This window comes from Corynebacterium auriscanis (assembly GCF_030408435.1).
In the GTDB taxonomy this organism is placed as follows: Bacteria; Actinomycetota; Actinomycetes; order Mycobacteriales; family Mycobacteriaceae; genus Corynebacterium; species Corynebacterium auriscanis.
This window is the reverse complement of sequence record NZ_CP047046.1, coordinates 1,476,630-1,493,825: the sequence shown is the minus strand read 5'-3', so window position 1 is coordinate 1,493,825 and position 17,196 is coordinate 1,476,630. Positions and strand designations below refer to the sequence as shown.

Here is a 17,196-nt window from a genome sequence, read left to right as displayed (position 1 = left end):
GCATTCACATAAGTTCTGAAACACTGGTAGGCATGTACAGTTCAACTCTTGTGTGGATCCTTGTCGGCGTAGTGGCGTTGATCGTCATTGCGGCGATCATTATTGCCATTGGTCTGAAGCGTAATAAGGCCAAACAGGTCTCTTTCGAGAAGAAGGAGCAGATCGAACAGAAGAAACCCGATAGCGGCAATTACCAAGCGCAGGGTGGCTTCAACTTCACCGCGGGGGGCGGGGCTGGAGTCGCTACGAAGGTTGCTGAGCCAGCAAAACCAGCAGAGCCAGCCGAGCCAACGCAGCCCAAGCCAGAGCCCGCGCCCAAGCCCAAACCCGCAGCGCCAGCAGAGCCAGCCAAACCAGCAGAGCCAGCAAAACCCGCTGAGCCTGCAAAACCAGCTGAGCCAGCTCAGCCCAAACCCGCTGAGCCAGCCCAGCCCAAACCCGCTGAGCCAGCCAAACCCGCTGAGCCTGCAAAACCAGCAGAGCCAGCAAAACCAGCTGAGCCAGCAGAGTCAGTCCAGCCCAAACCAGCTGAGCCTGCCAAACCAGCAGAGCCATCCCCCGCACCCACCCAAACCGAGGACATCGCACCTGTTCAGGGCCGCCTGGGGAAACTCCGCGGACGTATGTCCAAATCTCAGAACGTCATCGGCCGCGGCGTGCTGGGCATCCTCTCTGCGGGCGATCTCGATGAGGACGCGTGGGAGGAAATCGAAGATACCCTCCTGATGGCGGACCTCGGCACCAAGACAACGCTTGCGGTCGTCGAGGACCTCCGCGAGCGCATCGCCGTCAACGGCGTTTCCAGCGAAGCGGAAGCCCGCGCCATGCTCCGTGCCGCGCTCATCGATGCCTGCAAGCCCGAGCTAGACCGTTCCATCAAGGCCATGCCCTATGAAGGCAAGCCGGCGGTGATCATGGTCGTGGGTGTCAATGGCACGGGAAAGACCACGACTACGGGCAAGCTCTCCCGCGTTCTCGTAGGCATGGGCCACAAGGTCCTACTGGGCGCCGCGGATACTTTCCGTGCCGCTGCCGCTGACCAGTTGGAAACGTGGGGCCGCCGCGTTGGTGCTAAAACCGTGCGTGGCAAGGAAGGTGCGGATCCTGCGTCAGTCGCCTTCGATGCCGTGGCGCAGGGAACCGACGAGGGTGTGGACGTCGTCGTCATCGATACCGCGGGCCGTCTGCACACCTCTGTTGGCCTGATGGATCAGCTCGGTAAGGTCAAGCGCGTTGTAGAGAAAAAGGCCAAGGTGGACGAGGTCCTTTTGGTTCTCGACGCCACGGTCGGCCAAAACGGTCTGATGCAGGCCCGCGTGTTCCGCGAGGTCGTGGACATCACGGGTGTCGTCCTCACCAAGCTCGACGGTACCGCCAAGGGTGGCATCGTCTTCCAGGTGCAGGAAGAACTCGGGGTGCCCGTGAAGCTCGTCGGGTTGGGTGAAGGTGCAGATCACCTGGCACCGTTTGAGGTTGAAAGCTTTGTGGACGCCCTGCTGGGCTAATCCACCGTCGTTTCCTCGTCCGGAAACACAATTGAAACACGGACATTGGGAATGTTCACATAAGTGAAACTCTCTTTAACCAATTGTGAAACAACTAGCGATGACAATTGGGGGCGTCGAATAAAAAGGCACTTCGACGTATAAGGAGAGATGATGACTACCGAACAACTGTCCGTGGCCAGTGGTAATTCCGCATGGATGTTGATGAGTGCCGCGCTGGTGTTGCTAATGACACCGGCGCTTGCGCTGTTTTATGGCGGAATGTCCAGACAAAAATCCGCGATCAATATGATGCTGATGTCTTTCGCATCGATGGCGGTCGTGGGGGTGTGCTACATCCTGTGGGGATGGTCCATGTCCTACGGAAGCCAGTCGCTCGCCGGGATCTTGTCGAACCCCTTGGAATTCTTTGGGTTGCGCGATTCGATTCTCACCGCGGACAACACTTACGTCGCGGGTGCGAATGGCTATGCGAATGTCATCGATATTTGTTTCCAAGTCACATTCGCCATGATCGCCGTCGCTATCATTTCGGGTTCGCTGGCGAACCGAGTCAAAATTCGTACGTGGCTTGTATTTAGCGCGCTGTGGGTGACATTCGCGTACTTCCCCATGGCGCACATGGTGTGGGGCGGGGGCCTACTGAGCCACTCCGCAGAAGGGTTGGCCGCTAAGGTTTTTGGCACGGTTACAGAAAATGGCGAGACGGTCGCCGCAATTGCTCCCATTGATTTTGCCGGTGGCACGGTGGTCCATATCAATGCGGGAGTTGCGGGGTTGGTACTCGCGCTGATTATCGGTAAGTCAGCCACGTTCATGAAGACTCCGGACCGTCCGCACAATATGCCTTTGGTAATGCTGGGAGCAGCCCTGCTGTGGTTCGGTTGGTTCGGGTTCAATGGCGGTTCGGCCTTCGCCGCCGATGGGCTGGCGGCACTGGCGTGGATCAACACCACCGCCGCTACCTGCACGGGAATGCTGGGCTGGATTCTCGTGGAGCGCATGCGCGATGGCCGTGTGACTTCGCTGGGTGTTGCCTCCGGCGTGGTTGCGGGTCTGGTTACTATCACACCGGCCGCCGGGGATTTCACGCCGATGGCGTCCCTGATCATCGGTTTCGTGGGCGGTGGTCTTGCTGCCGTGGGCGTGGGGTTGAAGTTCCGATTCAAGTTCGACGATTCCCTGGATGTTGTGGGGTTGCACCTTGTGGCGGGAGTCTGGGGAACGATCGCCTGCGGTTTACTCGCCCGGGAACGTGGGTTGTTCACGGGCGGCGGCATGGATGGTCTGAAGCTGGTGGCTGTGCAGATCGGAATTGCGGCGGTGGCTGCCCTGTACTGCGCGCTGGTAACCACCGCCATTGGCCTGTTGCTGAAGTTCACGTTGGGTTGGAGGATTACGCGCGCGGAGGAGGACTTGGGCATCGATACCAGTCACCACGGGGAGACGGCCTATCACTACGAATTCACTGAGCCGGATACGAAGCACTCGATGCTGGAGGATGAATCAACCCACTAGGCTGTATTACTCAGCCAGTTAGGCTGTATTACTCAGCCCGCTAGGCCACCGTGGTTGAGGAAAAGTCGACCCACCGCGCTAAAGTGGGAGAGATTCATTTTCTTGACCACCCACGACAACCTAAGGGAGCAACGACTAGCGTGTTTGAGTCGCTTTCTGATCGCCTTACTGGTGCTCTCAAAGGTCTGCGCGGTAAGGGCCGCCTGACCGAAGAGGACATCAACGCTACCGCTCGCGAGATCCGTCTTGCGTTATTGGAAGCCGACGTCTCCCTCCCGGTCGTGCGCGGGTTCATCAACCGCATCAAGGAGCGCGCCCGCGGCGCAGCTGTGTCGGAGGCGCTCAACCCGGCGCAGCAGGTTATCAAGATCGTCAACGAGGAGCTGCAGAACATCCTCGGTGGTGAGACCCGCCGGCTGAACCTCGCCAAGCATCCTCCGACGATCATCATGCTCGCCGGCCTGCAGGGTGCGGGTAAGACAACCTTGGCCGGAAAGCTTTCCAAGCACTTGGCCAAGCAAGGGCATACCCCTATGCTCGTGGCCTGTGACCTGCAGCGCCCTGGCGCGGTGCAGCAGCTGCAGATCGTCGGTGAGCGCGCAGGCGTGCCGGTGTTTGCGCCAAACCCGGGTACTAGCCTCGATTCCCACGATCATGAAATGGGCACCAGTCATGGTGATCCCATTGAAGTCGCGCAGCGGGGTGTGGAAGAGGCCTATCGTACTCATCACGATATTGTCATCATCGATACCGCGGGCCGCTTGGGCATCGACGAGGTCCTGATGAAGCAGGCCCGCGACATCCGCGATGCTGTCGAACCGGACGAAGTGCTCTTCGTTATCGATGCCATGATCGGCCAGGATGCCGTCACCACAGCCGAAGCGTTCCGCGACGGCGTGGATTTCACGGGTGTTGTCCTCACCAAGCTCGACGGCGATGCCCGCGGTGGTGCGGCGCTGTCCATCCGTGAGGTCACGGGCAAGCCTATCCTGTACGCCTCTACGGGCGAGAAGCTGGAAGATTTCGACATCTTCCATCCCGACCGTATGGCCAACCGCATCCTCGGCATGGGCGATGTGCTCACCTTGATTGAGCAAGCCGAGCAGGTCATGGACCAGGAAAAGGCCATGACGTCTGCCGAGCGTATGGCCTCGGGTGAACTGACTCTCGAGGATTTCCTCGAGCAGATGATGATGATCCGCAAGATGGGGCCCTTGGGGAGTATTCTCAAGATGTTGCCCGGTGGTTCGCAAATGTCCCAGATGGCGGACATGGTCGATGAAAAGCAGCTTGATCGTATCCAGGCCATCATCCGGGGTATGACCCCCGCCGAGCGCAATGACCCCAAAATCCTTAATGCCTCGCGACGCAAGCGTATCGCCAACGGTTCGGGCGTCACTGTCGCCGAGGTCAACCAGCTGGTGGACCGTTTCTTTGACGCGAAGAAGATGATGGGCCAGATGGCCGGGCAGTTCGGCATGGGCGGGCGCTCGGCCACCAAGAAGGTCAAGAATCACCGCAAGGGTAAAAAGGGCAAGAAGGGCAAACCACGCAACAACCGGCGTCCAGGAATGGGCGGGATGCCCGGGATGCCAGGAATGCCCGGGATGCCAGGGATGGGTGGAGGAATGCCCTCCATGGCAGAGCTTGAAAAGATGCAGGAGCAGCTACCACCGGGCTTCGAGAACATCGATTTGTCCAAGATGAAGTTCCCCAAGGGCAAGTAACCCTAGCCCGGCACCCGTGCTTCAGGTCCCGCAGTAGGTGACATACGGCCCCGTTCCTTCTTCCGGCGGGCCGGGGTCTTGCCACTTTTGGTCGTCTGTCGCTTTTTCTTTTACCGACGCCACAAGCTCCGCAGCCACGTTCACATCGCCATGAGTGGCAGCCTCGACCGCGTTTTCAATCTCGTAGTTCCGCGGGATCCGGGGCGGGTTACATGGTGCGTCCTCGGTACTGCGCTCTGCTGCGTTTTCCCTCCACCAACGGCGCAGATCCACGCCGTCTGGTGGCAAGGGTCCGCCGAATTCCTGAGTGAGTGCGTCGTGGTAGAGATCCGGGAAAGTCTGCACGATTGCGTTAGCTTCATCCACTTCCACGTCCAAGCTGGTTCCGCACAGCGCTTCGGCCAACCGCGCCAGGTTCCACATCGCGATGGAGGGCTGCTGACCGAAGGCATATCTCCCGGCGGTATCGATGCTGCTGAACTTGGCGGTGGGGTCGAAGGTATCCACGAATGCGCAGGGGCCGTAGTCGATGGTTTCACCGGCTAACGACATGTTGTCGGTGTTCATCACTCCGTGGACGAACCCCACCCGCATCCATTTGGCTACCAGAGCGGCTTGCGTCTGTACTGCGTGGCGCAGAATTTCCGCGTCGCGCCCGCCGGGGGCGCCCACGATTCGCTGAAGGGTGTACTGGGCCAGTGCGGGCAGAACCGCATGCTCGCCCCGGTGCTCGTCCAGCAGTCGGGCGAATTGAAATGTTCCTACGCGGATGTGGGACGTCGCCACCCGCACCGCAATGCCACCCGGTTCGCGTCGTCCGTTACGGGCAATCTCCTCTCCTGTGCGGAACACGGCGGCGATGCGGGTGGTCGGAATGCCGGCGGCGTGCATGACCTCGCTGACGACGAATTCGCGCACCATGGACCCCAGGGTGCCTAACCCGTCACCGCCACGCGAGAAGGGAGTGGGGCCCGAACCCTTCAATTGCACCTCGCGCCCATCAGCGGTTTCCCCAAGAAGTAGCGCGCGCCCGTCGCCGAGGACGGGATTGAAGTGCCCAAATTGGTGGCCCGAGTAGGCGGTGGCCCACCCCTCCATTCCGCCTGCGAAGTCCCAATCGCGCTCAGCGACTAGGGCCCACGGGTCGTCGTTGGCGATGGCCAGGGTGGCGTCGGGAAAAGAAGCGGAACGCCATGGCTGTGAGAGTTCCGGTAATGCGGTGGGGAAAGGCGTGGTAGGGAAGTGTTGCATGGTGACGAGCTTACAGAGCAACGTATGTGACTTTGATCTGCGTATCGGCTCCAGTAGACTATGTGAGGTTGTCTGCGTAACACCGCATCCGACTCCGGTCGGCCGGTGGTCACGCGCAGGTAAAACATCAAGGGTTGAACCGGCCCGCGCAACAGGGCGCGGGTGTCTGAACTGCCCAGTGACCGAGTGAAGGAGCCAATTATGGCCGTAAAGATCAAGCTACAGCGTATGGGTAAGATCCGTACCCCTGAGTACCGTGTTGTTGTTGCCGACGCCCGTACCCGTCGATCCGGCAAGGTTATCGAGAATCTTGGCATCTACCAGCCAGCTTACGAACCATCTGTCATCCGCATCGATTCTGAGCGTGCACAGTACTGGTTGGGTGTTGGTGCTCAGCCAACCGAGCCAGTTCTCGCTCTGCTGAAGGTGACCGGCGACTGGCAGAAGTTCAAGGGCATCGAGGGCGCCGAGGGTACCCTGAAGGCTCAGCCAGAGAAGAAGTCCAAGCTGGATCTGTTCAACGAGGCTCTGGCCGAGGCCGCTGACGGCCCAACCGCTGAGGCTATCACTGAGAAGAAGCGCAAGGCTAAGGAAGAGGCCGAGGCTAAGGCTGCTGAAGAGGCCAAGGCTGCTGAGGAAGCTGCTGCTAAGGAGGCTGAGGCTGCTGAGTCTTCCGATTCCGCAGAGGCTGCTGAGTCTTCCGAGGAGGCCGAGGCTTCCGCAGAGTAATCTGCAGGCTTCTGCTTCTCTTTATTCCGCACTTTCGCCGCGTCCCGTTTGCTGGGCCGGGGGGGTGCGGTTCTTTTTTTATTCGACGCCCCCTCGCCGCCCTTACCTGCGTGGGTTTATTGGCTCTAGCTGTCGTCGGCTGGCGTGTTCATAAGGTTTTAGTTCATCTGTTCGTATATCTGGAGAGCGGATGGAAGGGGTTAGGGGAGTATCTTCAGGGCTTTCGGTAAAAAATGCATTTTACCTGCGAGGAACAAGGTGAATTGTTCCGAAGCGGCGGTGATGATGGTTTGAAACCTGGTGGGGTATTGACGGCGTTAGAAAGGGTGTTCTAGGATTGGGTTAAGAGTTTTAAGGGATTTAGGGGAAAACGATGACCGCACCGACGGCAGACAACAGATCTAGCGACCAACCGGACCAGCCAGCCCAACCTGACCAGCCAGGCCAACTTAGCCAGCCACATTTGCCCGGCCAATCAATTCTGCCCAGCGAGACCACAGCTGCAACCTCAAGCCCAGAGGAGAAATGGGGCGAGCCTCCAGCCGAGTTGGAACCGATCCTGACCAGGTTGTTGCCTCCATGGCGCGCGCCCGATGCATCATGGCGAATTGATGATCCGAACGATCCAGTGAGTTTGGCAGCGAAGTCGGTGAATTCTTTGAACGTGTTCATGGCGTACTTGACTCAGCCACAGTGGAACGATCGCATTCAGGATCACGCCAGCCGTATTGGTGCCCGCACTGGTATGACGGAGTGGAAGGCCGAACAAGTCGCGATGGTCGGGTTGATCTTGCCACGTTTTCCTCGGTTGTCTGAGATTGCAATGGATGGCCTACTGAACTTTCAGTTGGTGCACCGACTGTGTGAGCAGCTTGAAGCCGCTGATACTTCCAAGGATGAATTGATCGATCACGCCATGGTTCGGCTGCTACAACCAACAGTGCGCAACCAAGCCATGCGAACTGTCACATGGGTCAATAACACGGTCACCCAATTACTACAGTTCCTTGACCCAATTGCTGTACCGATGCCGGAGGATAGCGCTAATGCTGACAGTGATAACGACGGCATCAACCCCGATGACGTCCCACCCATGGATGAGGATACCTACCACGATGGTGTGAGCTCCTTTAGCTACGACAACCGCGACCCGAACTACACCACCTTCACTCTCACCGTCGATGCCATCACCGGCGTCGAACTACTCAAAGCCATCAACAACGCCGCCACCACCAATAACACCACCCAAGGCCAAGCCTTCCTCGGGCTGCTACGCGGCCAGACCACCGCATCGATCACACTCAACCTCTACAAAAACACCTTCGGCCTGCCACTGGACGACGTCTTCGGCGAAGGTCACTGGCTCACCACCGCCGCCTCCGCTGCCTGGCTCGACCGCATCACCCACCTCGCCGGCGCCGGCACCAGCGACAACAACGGCTACCAACCATCCGCTCGCACCGCTGCCATGGTCGCCGGACGAGACGGGCACTGCCGATTCCCCGGCTGCACCATCCCCGCCCACCGATGCCAAATCGACCACGTCCACCGCTACGACCACACCAACCCCACCACGTCGGGGCCGACGTCCACCGACAATTTGCATCTGCTGTGCGCTAAGCACCACCGGTTGAAAACCGCCGGAAACTGGGATGTAACCCTCCACCCCGACGGCACAGAAACCTGGACCAGCCACGGAGACGGCCACACCATCACCACCACCAGCGACGGCCCCCTCGGCCGCGAAACATTCCAACACAAAGCCACACGAAGGGTGGCGGTGGTGAGGAGCTACAACGAGGAAAGACTAGAACGGGAACGGATAAGAAGGCAGGAGAGCGAACGGCACGAAGACCCACCCTTCTAGTTGAGTAGACCTATTTCTGTGTGCTTCGGCACGAGGGAATAGAATTGTTCTCTGAACCACAGCCCATCCTGGAAAGGGATCCCCGTGAACGTTGATCAAACAGTCAAGGAATACTACGACCAGATTCTGCAGCGAAACGCGGGCGAGCCTGAGTTTCATCAGGCTGTCGCAGAAGTGCTTCAAAGTTTGAAGTATGTCCTCCACAAGGACAGCACATACGGGGAGTACGGCCTCATCGAGCGCATGTGTGAGCCCGAGCGCCAGATCATCTTCCGTGTGCCGTGGATCGATGACCAAGGAAACGTCCGCGTTAACCGCGGTTTCCGCGTGCAGTTCAACTCTGTACTGGGCCCATACAAGGGTGGTCTGCGTTTCCATCCCAGCGTGAACCTTGGCATCATCAAGTTTCTGGGTTTCGAGCAAATCTTCAAGAACTCACTAACAGGCCTGCCCATCGGCGGCGGCAAGGGTGGCTCCGACTTCGACCCCAAAGGTAAGTCGGACCGGGAAATTATGGCGTTCTGCCAATCCTTCATGACCGAGTTGCAGCGACACATTGGCGACAAGGTGGACGTCCCGGCTGGCGATATCGGCGTTGGCTCTCGGGAGATCGGCTTCCTGTTCGGGCAATACCGACGCATCAACGGTCGTCACGAAAACGGTGTCCTTACGGGCAAGGGCCTCAACTGGGGTGGCTCCCTCGTGCGTACCGAGGCCACAGGCTACGGTTGCGTTTACTTCACCCAGGAGATGATGGCTGCCCGTGGCAAGCGACTGGATGGCGCTCGCGTGATCGTTTCCGGTTCCGGCAACGTGGCCATCTACGCCATTGAAAAAGCCCAGGAACTGGGTGCCACGGTCGTGGCGTTCTCGGATTCCTCGGGATATGTTTACTGCCCTGAGGGGGTGGACGTGGACTTGCTGCGCGAGGTCAAGGAAGTTCAGCGTGGCCGCGTATCGGATTACGCGAACGCCATCGACCACGCAGAGTTCCGCGAAAACGGCAACATCTGGGAAGTGGAGGCCGAGGTGGCCCTCCCATGTGCCACCCAGAACGAACTGGACGGTGAATCCGCCAAGATGCTCGCCGACAACGGTTGCATGTTCGTCGCCGAGGGCGCCAACATGCCTTGCACTCCAGAGGCTATTGAAGTCTTCCGTAAACGCAAGATGAGCTTCGCCCCAGGTAAAGCCGCCAACGCCGGTGGCGTGGCCACGTCTGCACTGGAAATGCAGCAGAATGCATCCCGCGATTCTTGGAGCTTTGAGTACACCGACAAGCGTCTGCGCAACATCATGCGCAACATCTTCAAAGTCACAGCCGAGACCGCAGAAGAGTTCGACCAGCCAGGTAACTACGTGGCGGGCGCGAACATCGCCGGTTTCCGCAAGGTAGCGGATGCGATGCTGGCTCAGGGCGTGATCTAACATCGATACCCAGTTGCAGATCGGGCGCGTTATCAAGCCCCACGGCGTTCGTGGCGAATTGGTGGTAGAAGCAACGACGGACCACCCCGAGTTGCGTTTCGCAGTTGGCACCGAGCTGACGGGAAAGCAAGCGGGGAAAACCCGAATTCTTACCATCGCCAAGGTGCGCCCACACCAGGGTCGCCTGCTGGTGACTTTTGAGGAGATCGCCGATCGCACCGAAGCGGAAACCCTCCGCGGCCTGCGATTCTTCGCAGACCCAGTGGAAGATCTTGACGAGGAGGCCTTTTACGACCACCAACTAGAGGGCCTCCGCGTGCTGAACTGTGGCAACGTGGACGCGGAGACCGCCAACGCCCGCGCCTACGAAGGCGCGCAACCGGAACCCCTGGATATCGGCGAGGTCACAGGCGTGCTCCACACACCTGCAGGCACCACATTGGAAGTAACCATCGACGCGGACACCCCATTGCCGACTGCTGGGCTTACGGTACTCGTCCCCTTCCGCCACGCTATCGTGCCCATCGTTGATTTGGAAAACGACGCCCTCGTCATCACCCCACCCGACGGCCTCTTGGAGCTAATGTGACAACTGGTCCCGCCTCGCAGGTAAAACCGACCATGCGAATCGATGTTGTAACGATCTTCCCCGAATACCTCGATCCCTTCCGCCATGCCCTCCTCGGCAAAGCAATAGAAAACGGGATCTTGCAAGTCGGCGTGCATAACCTGCGCCAGTGGACCCATGATGTGCATCAAGCAGTGGACTCCACTCCCTGTGGCGGGGGCCCCGGCATGGTCATGAAGCCGGATGTGTGGGGGCCAGCGCTGGACGACGTTGCCGCGGGGACGGGCCCAGCGGCCGCGACTGCAGACCTCGTGAGTGCCACGCCGCATAAGGGTGCGGTGACAGCGGGGGGCGTCGAATTAAAAAGGCCAGAAGCCCCACAAGGCGATAAACCCCTGCTTGTCGTACCCACACCGGCCGGGGCGCAGTTCACACAGGAGATGGCGGCGCGATGGTCTCAGGAGCGTCACGTGGTTTTTGCGTGCGGTCGCTACGAGGGGATCGACCAGCGCGTGGTGGAGGATGCGGAAAACCGCTACCGGGTGGAGGAAGTGAGTATCGGCGATTACGTGCTGATCGGGGGAGAAGTCGCTGTGCTGGTGATGGCTGAGGCGATGGTGCGACTCATTCCCGGAGTGCTGGGCAACCGCGCCAGCCACGAGGAAGACAGCTTCCAAGACGGTCTGCTGGAAGGCCCTAGTTACACCCGGCCCCGAGAGTGGCGGGGGCTGGAGGTCCCAGAGGTCCTGTTCAGTGGAAACCACGCCAAGATCGAGCAGTGGCGCCGGGAGCAGTCCCTGCTGCGGACACGGCAAAGGCGACCGGAGTTGCTGGAACAAGTGGAGCTCAGCACATCCGATCGCCAAGTCTTGGGCTGGGATTAACCCCGCATTCTAGTGGTCAGCCCCGGGGATTGCTTGAATGTGATCGCGGACGGCCTCACCTTCGGCGTACAAAGGCATATCCTTACCCGCCTGGTAAAACGGCACGTTAATCGGATCCAGTGGTTGCTTGCCCTGAATCAGATCGGCGGCCTTCTCGGCGAGCATCATCACTGGCGCGTAGATATTGCCGTTGGTGATGATTGGCATAGCGGAGGCATCCACCACGTGCAGCCCTTCAACACCGTGGACCTGCATCGTCTCGGGGTCGACAACCGCCATGTCGTCATCGGCTGCGCCCATCTTTGCGGTGCAGGAAGGGTGCAGAGCGGTTTCGGCATCGTTGCGGACCCACTCCAGAATCTCCTCGTCGGTCTCCACGGATGGGCCGGGGGAGATCTCGCCGTCTGTGTATTCCTTCATGGCTGGGGTATCCAGCAAGCGACGGGATACGCGCACGGCCTCTACCCACTCGCGACGATCTTGGTCGGTTGCGAGGTAGTTGAAGATGATCTCCGGCTTTTCCTTCGGATCAGCGGACTTGATGTGCACGTGTCCCTGCGTATCGGAGTACATCGGGCCCACGTGGAACTGGAATCCGTGCTCACCTTCCGGTTGGGAACCGTCGTAGCGGATCGCCATTGGCAGGAAGTGGAACATGAGGTTCGGGTAGGCCTCTTTCTCGTTGGAACGCGCGAAGCCACCGGCCTCGAAGTGCGAGGATGCTACCGGTCCCTTCTTCGTTAGCAGCCACTGCAAGCCGATCTTTGGGCGATTGATCATCTTGTAGTACGGCTGGGAGCTCACAGGTTGGGTGCAGTTGTACTGCACGTACACCTCAAGGTGGTCCTGAAGGTTGGCGCCCACGCCTGGCAGGTGCTTCTTTACCTCGACGCCGGCCCGCTCCAGCACGGCTCGGTCGCCGATGCCGGACAGCTGCAGTAGCTGTGGGGTATTGAAGGCACCACCGCTGAGGATGATCTTGTCGGCGTAGACGCGGTGCTTCTTGCCCTTCCACTCGTACTCCACGCCTGTGGCTTTAGCGGCACCGGTGGCAGCGTTGGTCTCGACGAGAACCTTGGTGACGAAAGCACGCGTGCGGACGTCCAGATTCTTGCGGTTCAAGATGGGGTGCAGGTAGGCGCGGGCCGCAGACATGCGCTTGCCGTGGAAGATGTTGCGGTCGAAAGGAGCGAAGCCCTCCTGGCGGTAGCCGTTCACATCGTTAGTCAGGTTGTAGCCCGCCTGTTGTGCGGAGCGGAAGAATGCCTGAAATAGTGGGCTGGTCGCGGGGCCGCGCGTCAGCTTTAGGGGACCGTTGTGGCCGCGGCGTGGATCGTTTGGATCAGCGGCGAGTGCGGTTTCCATCTTGTTGAAGTACGGCAATACGTGGGCGTAATCCCACTTCTCCAATCCTGGAAGCTTGCCCCACTTCTCGTAGTCCATCGGGTTACCCCGTTGGAAGATCATGCCGTTGACGGAACTGGATCCACCCAACACCTTGCCGCGGGCGTGGTAGATGCGGCGACCGTTCATCTCTGGTTCTGGCTCGGACTCGTAGGCCCAGTCGTAGTACTTGTTACCGATGGGAAAGGAGAAGGCGGCGGGCATGTGGATGAACAAATCCCACAACGAATCGGGGCGGCCTGCCTCCAAAACCATGACGTCTTCACTGCCGGATTCGGTCAGGCGGTTCGCCATAACGGAGCCAGCGGAACCGCCACCAACGATGACGTAGTCGCGCTTGCGGTCTTCGACGATTTCGCCGGTTGTGTCATTCTTCTTGAAATTAAAAAAACCCATTTATCCCTCTCTGCAAAACAAAAAAGCCGATCGGCGGATGCCTATATTTTGACATAGGTAGCATAGGGTGTGCAAAGTGGCTTTATAAGGTAAACGATAATGTGGCATATGTCTCATCTATGTGTACTATCTGTATTTGCCTAATAAGTGACGAGAAGTGAAACAGAGCGAGTACGAGGGTCGAATGAGTGAAACAGGAGATAAACTCGAAGTATTGGTGGGATCATTCAATACTCAAGAAAAAGATGCCTATCACGGCAAAGAAATAACACCACCACGAGCGAATATTCCGGTCTTTTCTATATCGGCCCTCATCATCCTCTTGGTCGCCGGGTGGGCTCTCATCGCCCGCGAAGGTGCAGCCGAACAACTGGGGGCAGTAACGGGCTGGATCTCTACCAACCTCGGCTGGTTCTACATCCTCACAGCCACCGTCGTGGTGGTATTCGTGTTGGTTGTTGCGCTGTCCAAGGCCGGTGGTGTGCGCATGGGGCCCGATCACTCTAAGCCTCAGTTCCGTTTGTTTTCTTGGTCCGCCATGCTCTTCGCCGCTGGTATCGGCGTGGACCTCATGTTTTTCGCCGTGGCGGAACCCGTGCAACAGTACCTGGCCCCACCAGAGGTGGAGCCCGAATCCCTGCAGGCTGCCAAGGATGCCGTTGTGTGGGCCCTGTTCCACTACGGCTTCACTGGCTGGGCAATGTATGCGCTCATGGGCATGGCTTTTGGCTACTACGCCTATCGCTTGAACATGCCGTTGGCCATCCGCAGTGCCCTGTACCCGCTCATCGGTAAGCGCGTGCACGGCCCGGTGGGGGATGCAGTTGATATCGCCGCGGTGCTGGGCACCGTCTTCGGTATCGCGGCGTCCTTGGGTATCGGCGTGGTTCAGCTGAACTACGGTATCCACCTCGTGTTCGGAGTGGAAGAAGGGCCCATCGGGCAGATTGTCCTAGTCATCGTCAGTGTCCTGGTCGCCACCTTGTCGGCTGTATCTGGCGTCGACAAAGGAATTAAAAGGCTGAGTGAGCTCAACGTGTTGCTCGCCATCGGCCTGGTGGCGTACATCGTCGTGACTGGAAAAACGGCCTACCTGTTCAATGGTTTTGTCATGAACATCGGCGACTACGTGTCCCAGTTCCCAGGCATGACCATGAACACTTTCGCCTTCGCCGAGGATTCCGCAGCGGTTTCCGAATGGATGGGCGCATGGACGCTGTTTTTCTGGGCATGGTGGGTGGCTTGGGCACCATTCGTGGGCCTGTTCCTGGCGCGCATCTCCCGTGGCCGTACCCTGCGGCAGTTCGTTTTCGGCACGCTTACTATTCCGTTCTTGTTCATCCTGGCCTGGATGAGTTTCTTCGGCAACACCGCGTTGGATCGCCTGCGTGGTGGCGATACGGCCTTCGGCGAAGCAGTCATGGCTAAACCCGAGCAAGGATTCTACGAGCTGTTGGCCCAGAACCCCGGCGGTACCTTCCTGGTTGGCCTGGCCACCCTCGTGGGCCTGTTGCTGTACATCACCTCGGCTGATTCCGGTGCGCTGGTGACCGCCAACTTCACTTCGCGAATCACGGATAGCCAACAGGACGGGCCCGTGTGGGCGCGCGTGTTCTGGTCAGTACTTATCGCGATCCTCACCATCGTGATGCTTCGCATCGATGGCGTAGCGACCGTACAAGCCGCGACCATCGTGATGGGCTTGCCATTCACGATCGTGATGTACATGATCATGATGGGATTGATCCGATCGTTGCGCCTAGAGGTCTACCAGGCCGACGCCCGGGCCGTCTCCATCCACTCCGCCATGTCTGGGCGTACCGATACTTCAACTCCGGTGTCCAATATGGGTTGGCGCAAGCGCCTTAGCCGGGCATCCACGTGGCCAAGTGCTCGCTCTGCCAACCAGTTCCTCACTTCGGTGGCTAAGCCGGCATTGGAAAAGGTCGCGAACGAGTTGCAATCTGAGGGTTTCGACGCCTCCCTGGTCATCGCCGATGTTCCCGATCAGGAAGTTGGTCAGATCGACCTCACGGTCAAGCTGGGGGAGGAGCAGGACTTCCGGTACCAGATCTACCCCACGGAGTGCCCCGTGCCTTCCTTCACAAAGAACACCGCCGGAGGGGAGAAATACTATCGGATGGAGATCTATGACCTCACCGGATCGATGGGTTACGACGTGTACGGATACACCCAGGAGCAGCTGATCAACAACGTCATCGACCTGTATGAGCGGCACTTGGAATTCATCCACATGCAACGTGATCTGCCCGGCACCTCCGATATGTCCGGCGGTGCAGATCCGATACGCACCTGGGAAGTCGAGTAGAAAGGGAAAACATGACCCAGAAGTTTTTCGATCCAACCACAGCCAAATTCCTTGACGGTGCATTCACCAACGGCACCGATCACCCCGCCACCTGCTACATCGACGGGAAGTGGCAACCAGCCGCCAACGGCAACACACGCACCATCATCTGCCCTGCGGACGGTACCGAAGTGGGTAAGGTCTCCGAGGCCAGTGAAGAAGACACCAACCGTGCGATCGCCGCGGCTCGGAAGGCCTTTGACTCCGGCGTATGGTCCAACGTGCCCGCCGTGGAGCGTGGCAAGCTGTTGCTGCGCGTGGCCGAACTGATCCGGGAGAACAAAGACGAATTCGCCCGCGCCGAATCCGCGGATACAGGCAAGCGCATCGTCGAGTCCGAGTTGGACATGGATGACATCGCCAACTCTTTTGAATACTTCGGCACCTTGTCCCAGCATGCCGCAGGCCGGGTCGTGGATCCAGGGGACGCGAACGTTCGCTCCCGCATCGAGGCCGAGCCCGTGGGAGTGTGCGGACTCATCACACCGTGGAACTACCCGCTGCTGCAAGTCGCATGGAAGGTCGCCCCGGCCCTCGCCGCGGGGAATACGTTCGTGCTCAAACAAGCAGAGCTCACACCTCACACCGCGATGATGCTCATGGGCGTTCTGGCCGAGGCCGGTCTGCCCAACGGTGTAGCCAACCTCATCACCGGCGCCGGCGCTGACTGTGGTAACCCACTGTCCACCAACCCAGACGTGGATATGGTGAGCTTCACCGGTGGATTGGTCACCGGTAAAATCATTGCCAAGAACGCAGCAGAAACGGTCAAGCGCGTTGCTTTGGAACTCGGCGGCAAGAACCCCAATGTGATCTTCGCCGATGCGGACTTCGACGCTGCGGTGGATAACGCACTCAATGCAGCGTTCGTCCACTCCGGTCAGGTATGTTCCGCTGGCGCGCGCCTGGTTGTGGAAGAATCCATCCACGACAAGTTCGTCGAGGAACTGGCCCGCCGCGCCAAGCTGATCAAGCTGGGTGGCCCGCAAGACGATGCCGCGGAGACCGGCCCGCTGATCAGCGCGGAGCACCGGGAAAAGGTGGCGTCGTATGTGGAAAAGGCAAAGCAACAGGGGGCAAAGGTTCTCAGCGGTGGTCGCATTCCTACCGCAGAGGACAACGAATCGGATCACGCGACCGGGCAGACTGATCTGACCGCGGGCATGTTTTACCTGCCGACCATCCTAGATGGCTGCGATCAATCCATGGACTGCGTTCACGACGAGGCCTTCGGGCCCACTGTCACCGTGGAGACGTTCCGTACCGAAGAAGAAGCCATTGCGATCGGTAACGACACCGAGTATGGCTTAGCTGGCGCGGTGTGGACCACCGACGCCGGAAAGGCAGAGCGGATCGCTGCGAAGCTCCGACACGGAACCATCTGGATCAATGACTTCCACCCCTACCTGCCCCAAGCGGAATGGGGAGGTATGAAGCAGTCGGGTAACGGGCGCGAGCTGGGGCCCACTGGTTTGGCTGAATACCAGGAATTCAAGCACGTCTACACCAACATTGCCCCGGCGGTTACTGGGTGGTTCAAGGGGTAATAGA

At 59.2% G+C, this 17,196-nt stretch carries 12 protein-coding genes; 10 read left to right on the top strand and 2 right to left on the bottom strand.

The genetic code is table 11. The features are described 5' to 3' along the window. Positions 1-32: 32 nt before the first annotated feature. From ftsY to ffh, 3 genes are all read left to right on the top strand, one after another. Positions 33-1,505 carry a signal recognition particle-docking protein FtsY gene (gene ftsY, locus CAURIC_RS06315; protein ID WP_290182135.1) on the top strand — a complete coding sequence of 491 codons (1,473 nt, stop codon included), beginning with the start codon at positions 33-35 and terminating at the stop codon, positions 1,503-1,505. 153 nt (positions 1,506-1,658) lie between these two features. Then, positions 1,659-3,023 (top strand): ammonium transporter, encoded by a 1,365-nt coding sequence (locus CAURIC_RS06310; RefSeq protein ID WP_035115043.1) that lies wholly within the window; start codon positions 1,659-1,661, stop codon positions 3,021-3,023. 140 nt (positions 3,024-3,163) lie between these two features. Beyond that, a complete protein-coding gene (gene ffh, locus CAURIC_RS06305) occupies positions 3,164-4,750 on the top strand; it encodes a signal recognition particle protein (RefSeq protein ID WP_290182133.1) in 1,587 nt (528 codons plus the stop codon). A gap of 21 nt (positions 4,751-4,771) precedes the next feature. Here the strand turns inward: ffh and CAURIC_RS06300 are convergent, their stop codons facing one another. Next, the gene (locus CAURIC_RS06300) at positions 4,772-6,001 is read right to left on the bottom strand and encodes a protein adenylyltransferase SelO family protein (protein WP_035115045.1); all 1,230 of its coding nucleotides are present in this window, start codon (positions 5,999-6,001) and stop codon (positions 4,772-4,774) included. Between the two features lie 201 nt (positions 6,002-6,202). Between CAURIC_RS06300 and rpsP the strand changes: the two genes are divergently transcribed. From rpsP to trmD, 5 genes are all read left to right on the top strand, one after another. Continuing rightward, a complete protein-coding gene (gene rpsP, locus CAURIC_RS06295; protein WP_035115047.1) occupies positions 6,203-6,730 on the top strand; it encodes a 30S ribosomal protein S16 in 528 nt (175 codons plus the stop codon). 373 nt (positions 6,731-7,103) lie between these two features. Further along, the gene (locus CAURIC_RS06290; RefSeq protein WP_290182131.1) at positions 7,104-8,597 is read left to right on the top strand and encodes an HNH endonuclease signature motif containing protein; all 1,494 of its coding nucleotides are present in this window, start codon (positions 7,104-7,106) and stop codon (positions 8,595-8,597) included. Positions 8,598-8,681: 84 nt separating this feature from the next. Continuing rightward, entirely contained in the window at positions 8,682-10,025 is a 1,344-nt protein-coding gene (gdhA, locus tag CAURIC_RS06285) for an NADP-specific glutamate dehydrogenase (protein WP_035112778.1), read from the top strand. Position 10,026: 1 nt separating this feature from the next. Continuing rightward, positions 10,027-10,614 (top strand): ribosome maturation factor RimM, encoded by a 588-nt coding sequence (rimM, locus tag CAURIC_RS06280; protein ID WP_035112779.1) that lies wholly within the window; start codon positions 10,027-10,029, stop codon positions 10,612-10,614. 32 nt (positions 10,615-10,646) lie between these two features. Then, on the top strand, positions 10,647-11,477 hold the full coding sequence (gene trmD, locus CAURIC_RS06275) for a tRNA (guanosine(37)-N1)-methyltransferase TrmD (RefSeq protein ID WP_035112780.1): 831 nt from the start codon (positions 10,647-10,649) through the stop codon (positions 11,475-11,477). A gap of 9 nt (positions 11,478-11,486) precedes the next feature. Here the strand turns inward: trmD and betA are convergent, their stop codons facing one another. Continuing rightward, on the bottom strand, positions 11,487-13,277 hold the full coding sequence (gene betA, locus CAURIC_RS06270) for a choline dehydrogenase (RefSeq protein ID WP_035112781.1): 1,791 nt from the start codon (positions 13,275-13,277) through the stop codon (positions 11,487-11,489). A 184-nt stretch (positions 13,278-13,461) separates the two neighbouring features. Between betA and betT the strand changes: the two genes are divergently transcribed. Next, a complete protein-coding gene (betT, locus tag CAURIC_RS06265; protein WP_052094644.1) occupies positions 13,462-15,606 on the top strand; it encodes a choline BCCT transporter BetT in 2,145 nt (714 codons plus the stop codon). A gap of 11 nt (positions 15,607-15,617) precedes the next feature. Beyond that, a complete protein-coding gene (locus tag CAURIC_RS06260; protein WP_290182127.1) occupies positions 15,618-17,192 on the top strand; it encodes an aldehyde dehydrogenase family protein in 1,575 nt (524 codons plus the stop codon). Positions 17,193-17,196 lie beyond the last annotated feature (4 nt).

Excerpts from the sequence above, each read along its gene's own strand:
- CAURIC_RS06290 (WP_290182131.1), top strand. The coding sequence starts at position 7,104 with ATGACCGCACCGACGGCAGACAACAGATCTAGCGACCAACCGGACCAG.
- rpsP (WP_035115047.1), top strand. The coding sequence starts at position 6,203 with ATGGCCGTAAAGATCAAGCTACAGCGTATGGGTAAGATCCGTACCCCT.
- CAURIC_RS06310 (WP_035115043.1), top strand. The coding sequence starts at position 1,659 with ATGACTACCGAACAACTGTCCGTGGCCAGTGGTAATTCCGCATGGATG.
- trmD (WP_035112780.1), top strand. The coding sequence starts at position 10,647 with ATGCGAATCGATGTTGTAACGATCTTCCCCGAATACCTCGATCCCTTC.
- CAURIC_RS06300 (WP_035115045.1), bottom strand. The coding sequence starts at position 6,001 with ATGCAACACTTCCCTACCACGCCTTTCCCCACCGCATTACCGGAACTC.
- CAURIC_RS06260 (WP_290182127.1), top strand. The coding sequence starts at position 15,618 with ATGACCCAGAAGTTTTTCGATCCAACCACAGCCAAATTCCTTGACGGT.
- betA (WP_035112781.1), bottom strand. The coding sequence starts at position 13,277 with ATGGGTTTTTTTAATTTCAAGAAGAATGACACAACCGGCGAAATCGTC.
- betT (WP_052094644.1), top strand. The coding sequence starts at position 13,462 with ATGAGTGAAACAGGAGATAAACTCGAAGTATTGGTGGGATCATTCAAT.
- ftsY (WP_290182135.1), top strand. The coding sequence starts at position 33 with ATGTACAGTTCAACTCTTGTGTGGATCCTTGTCGGCGTAGTGGCGTTG.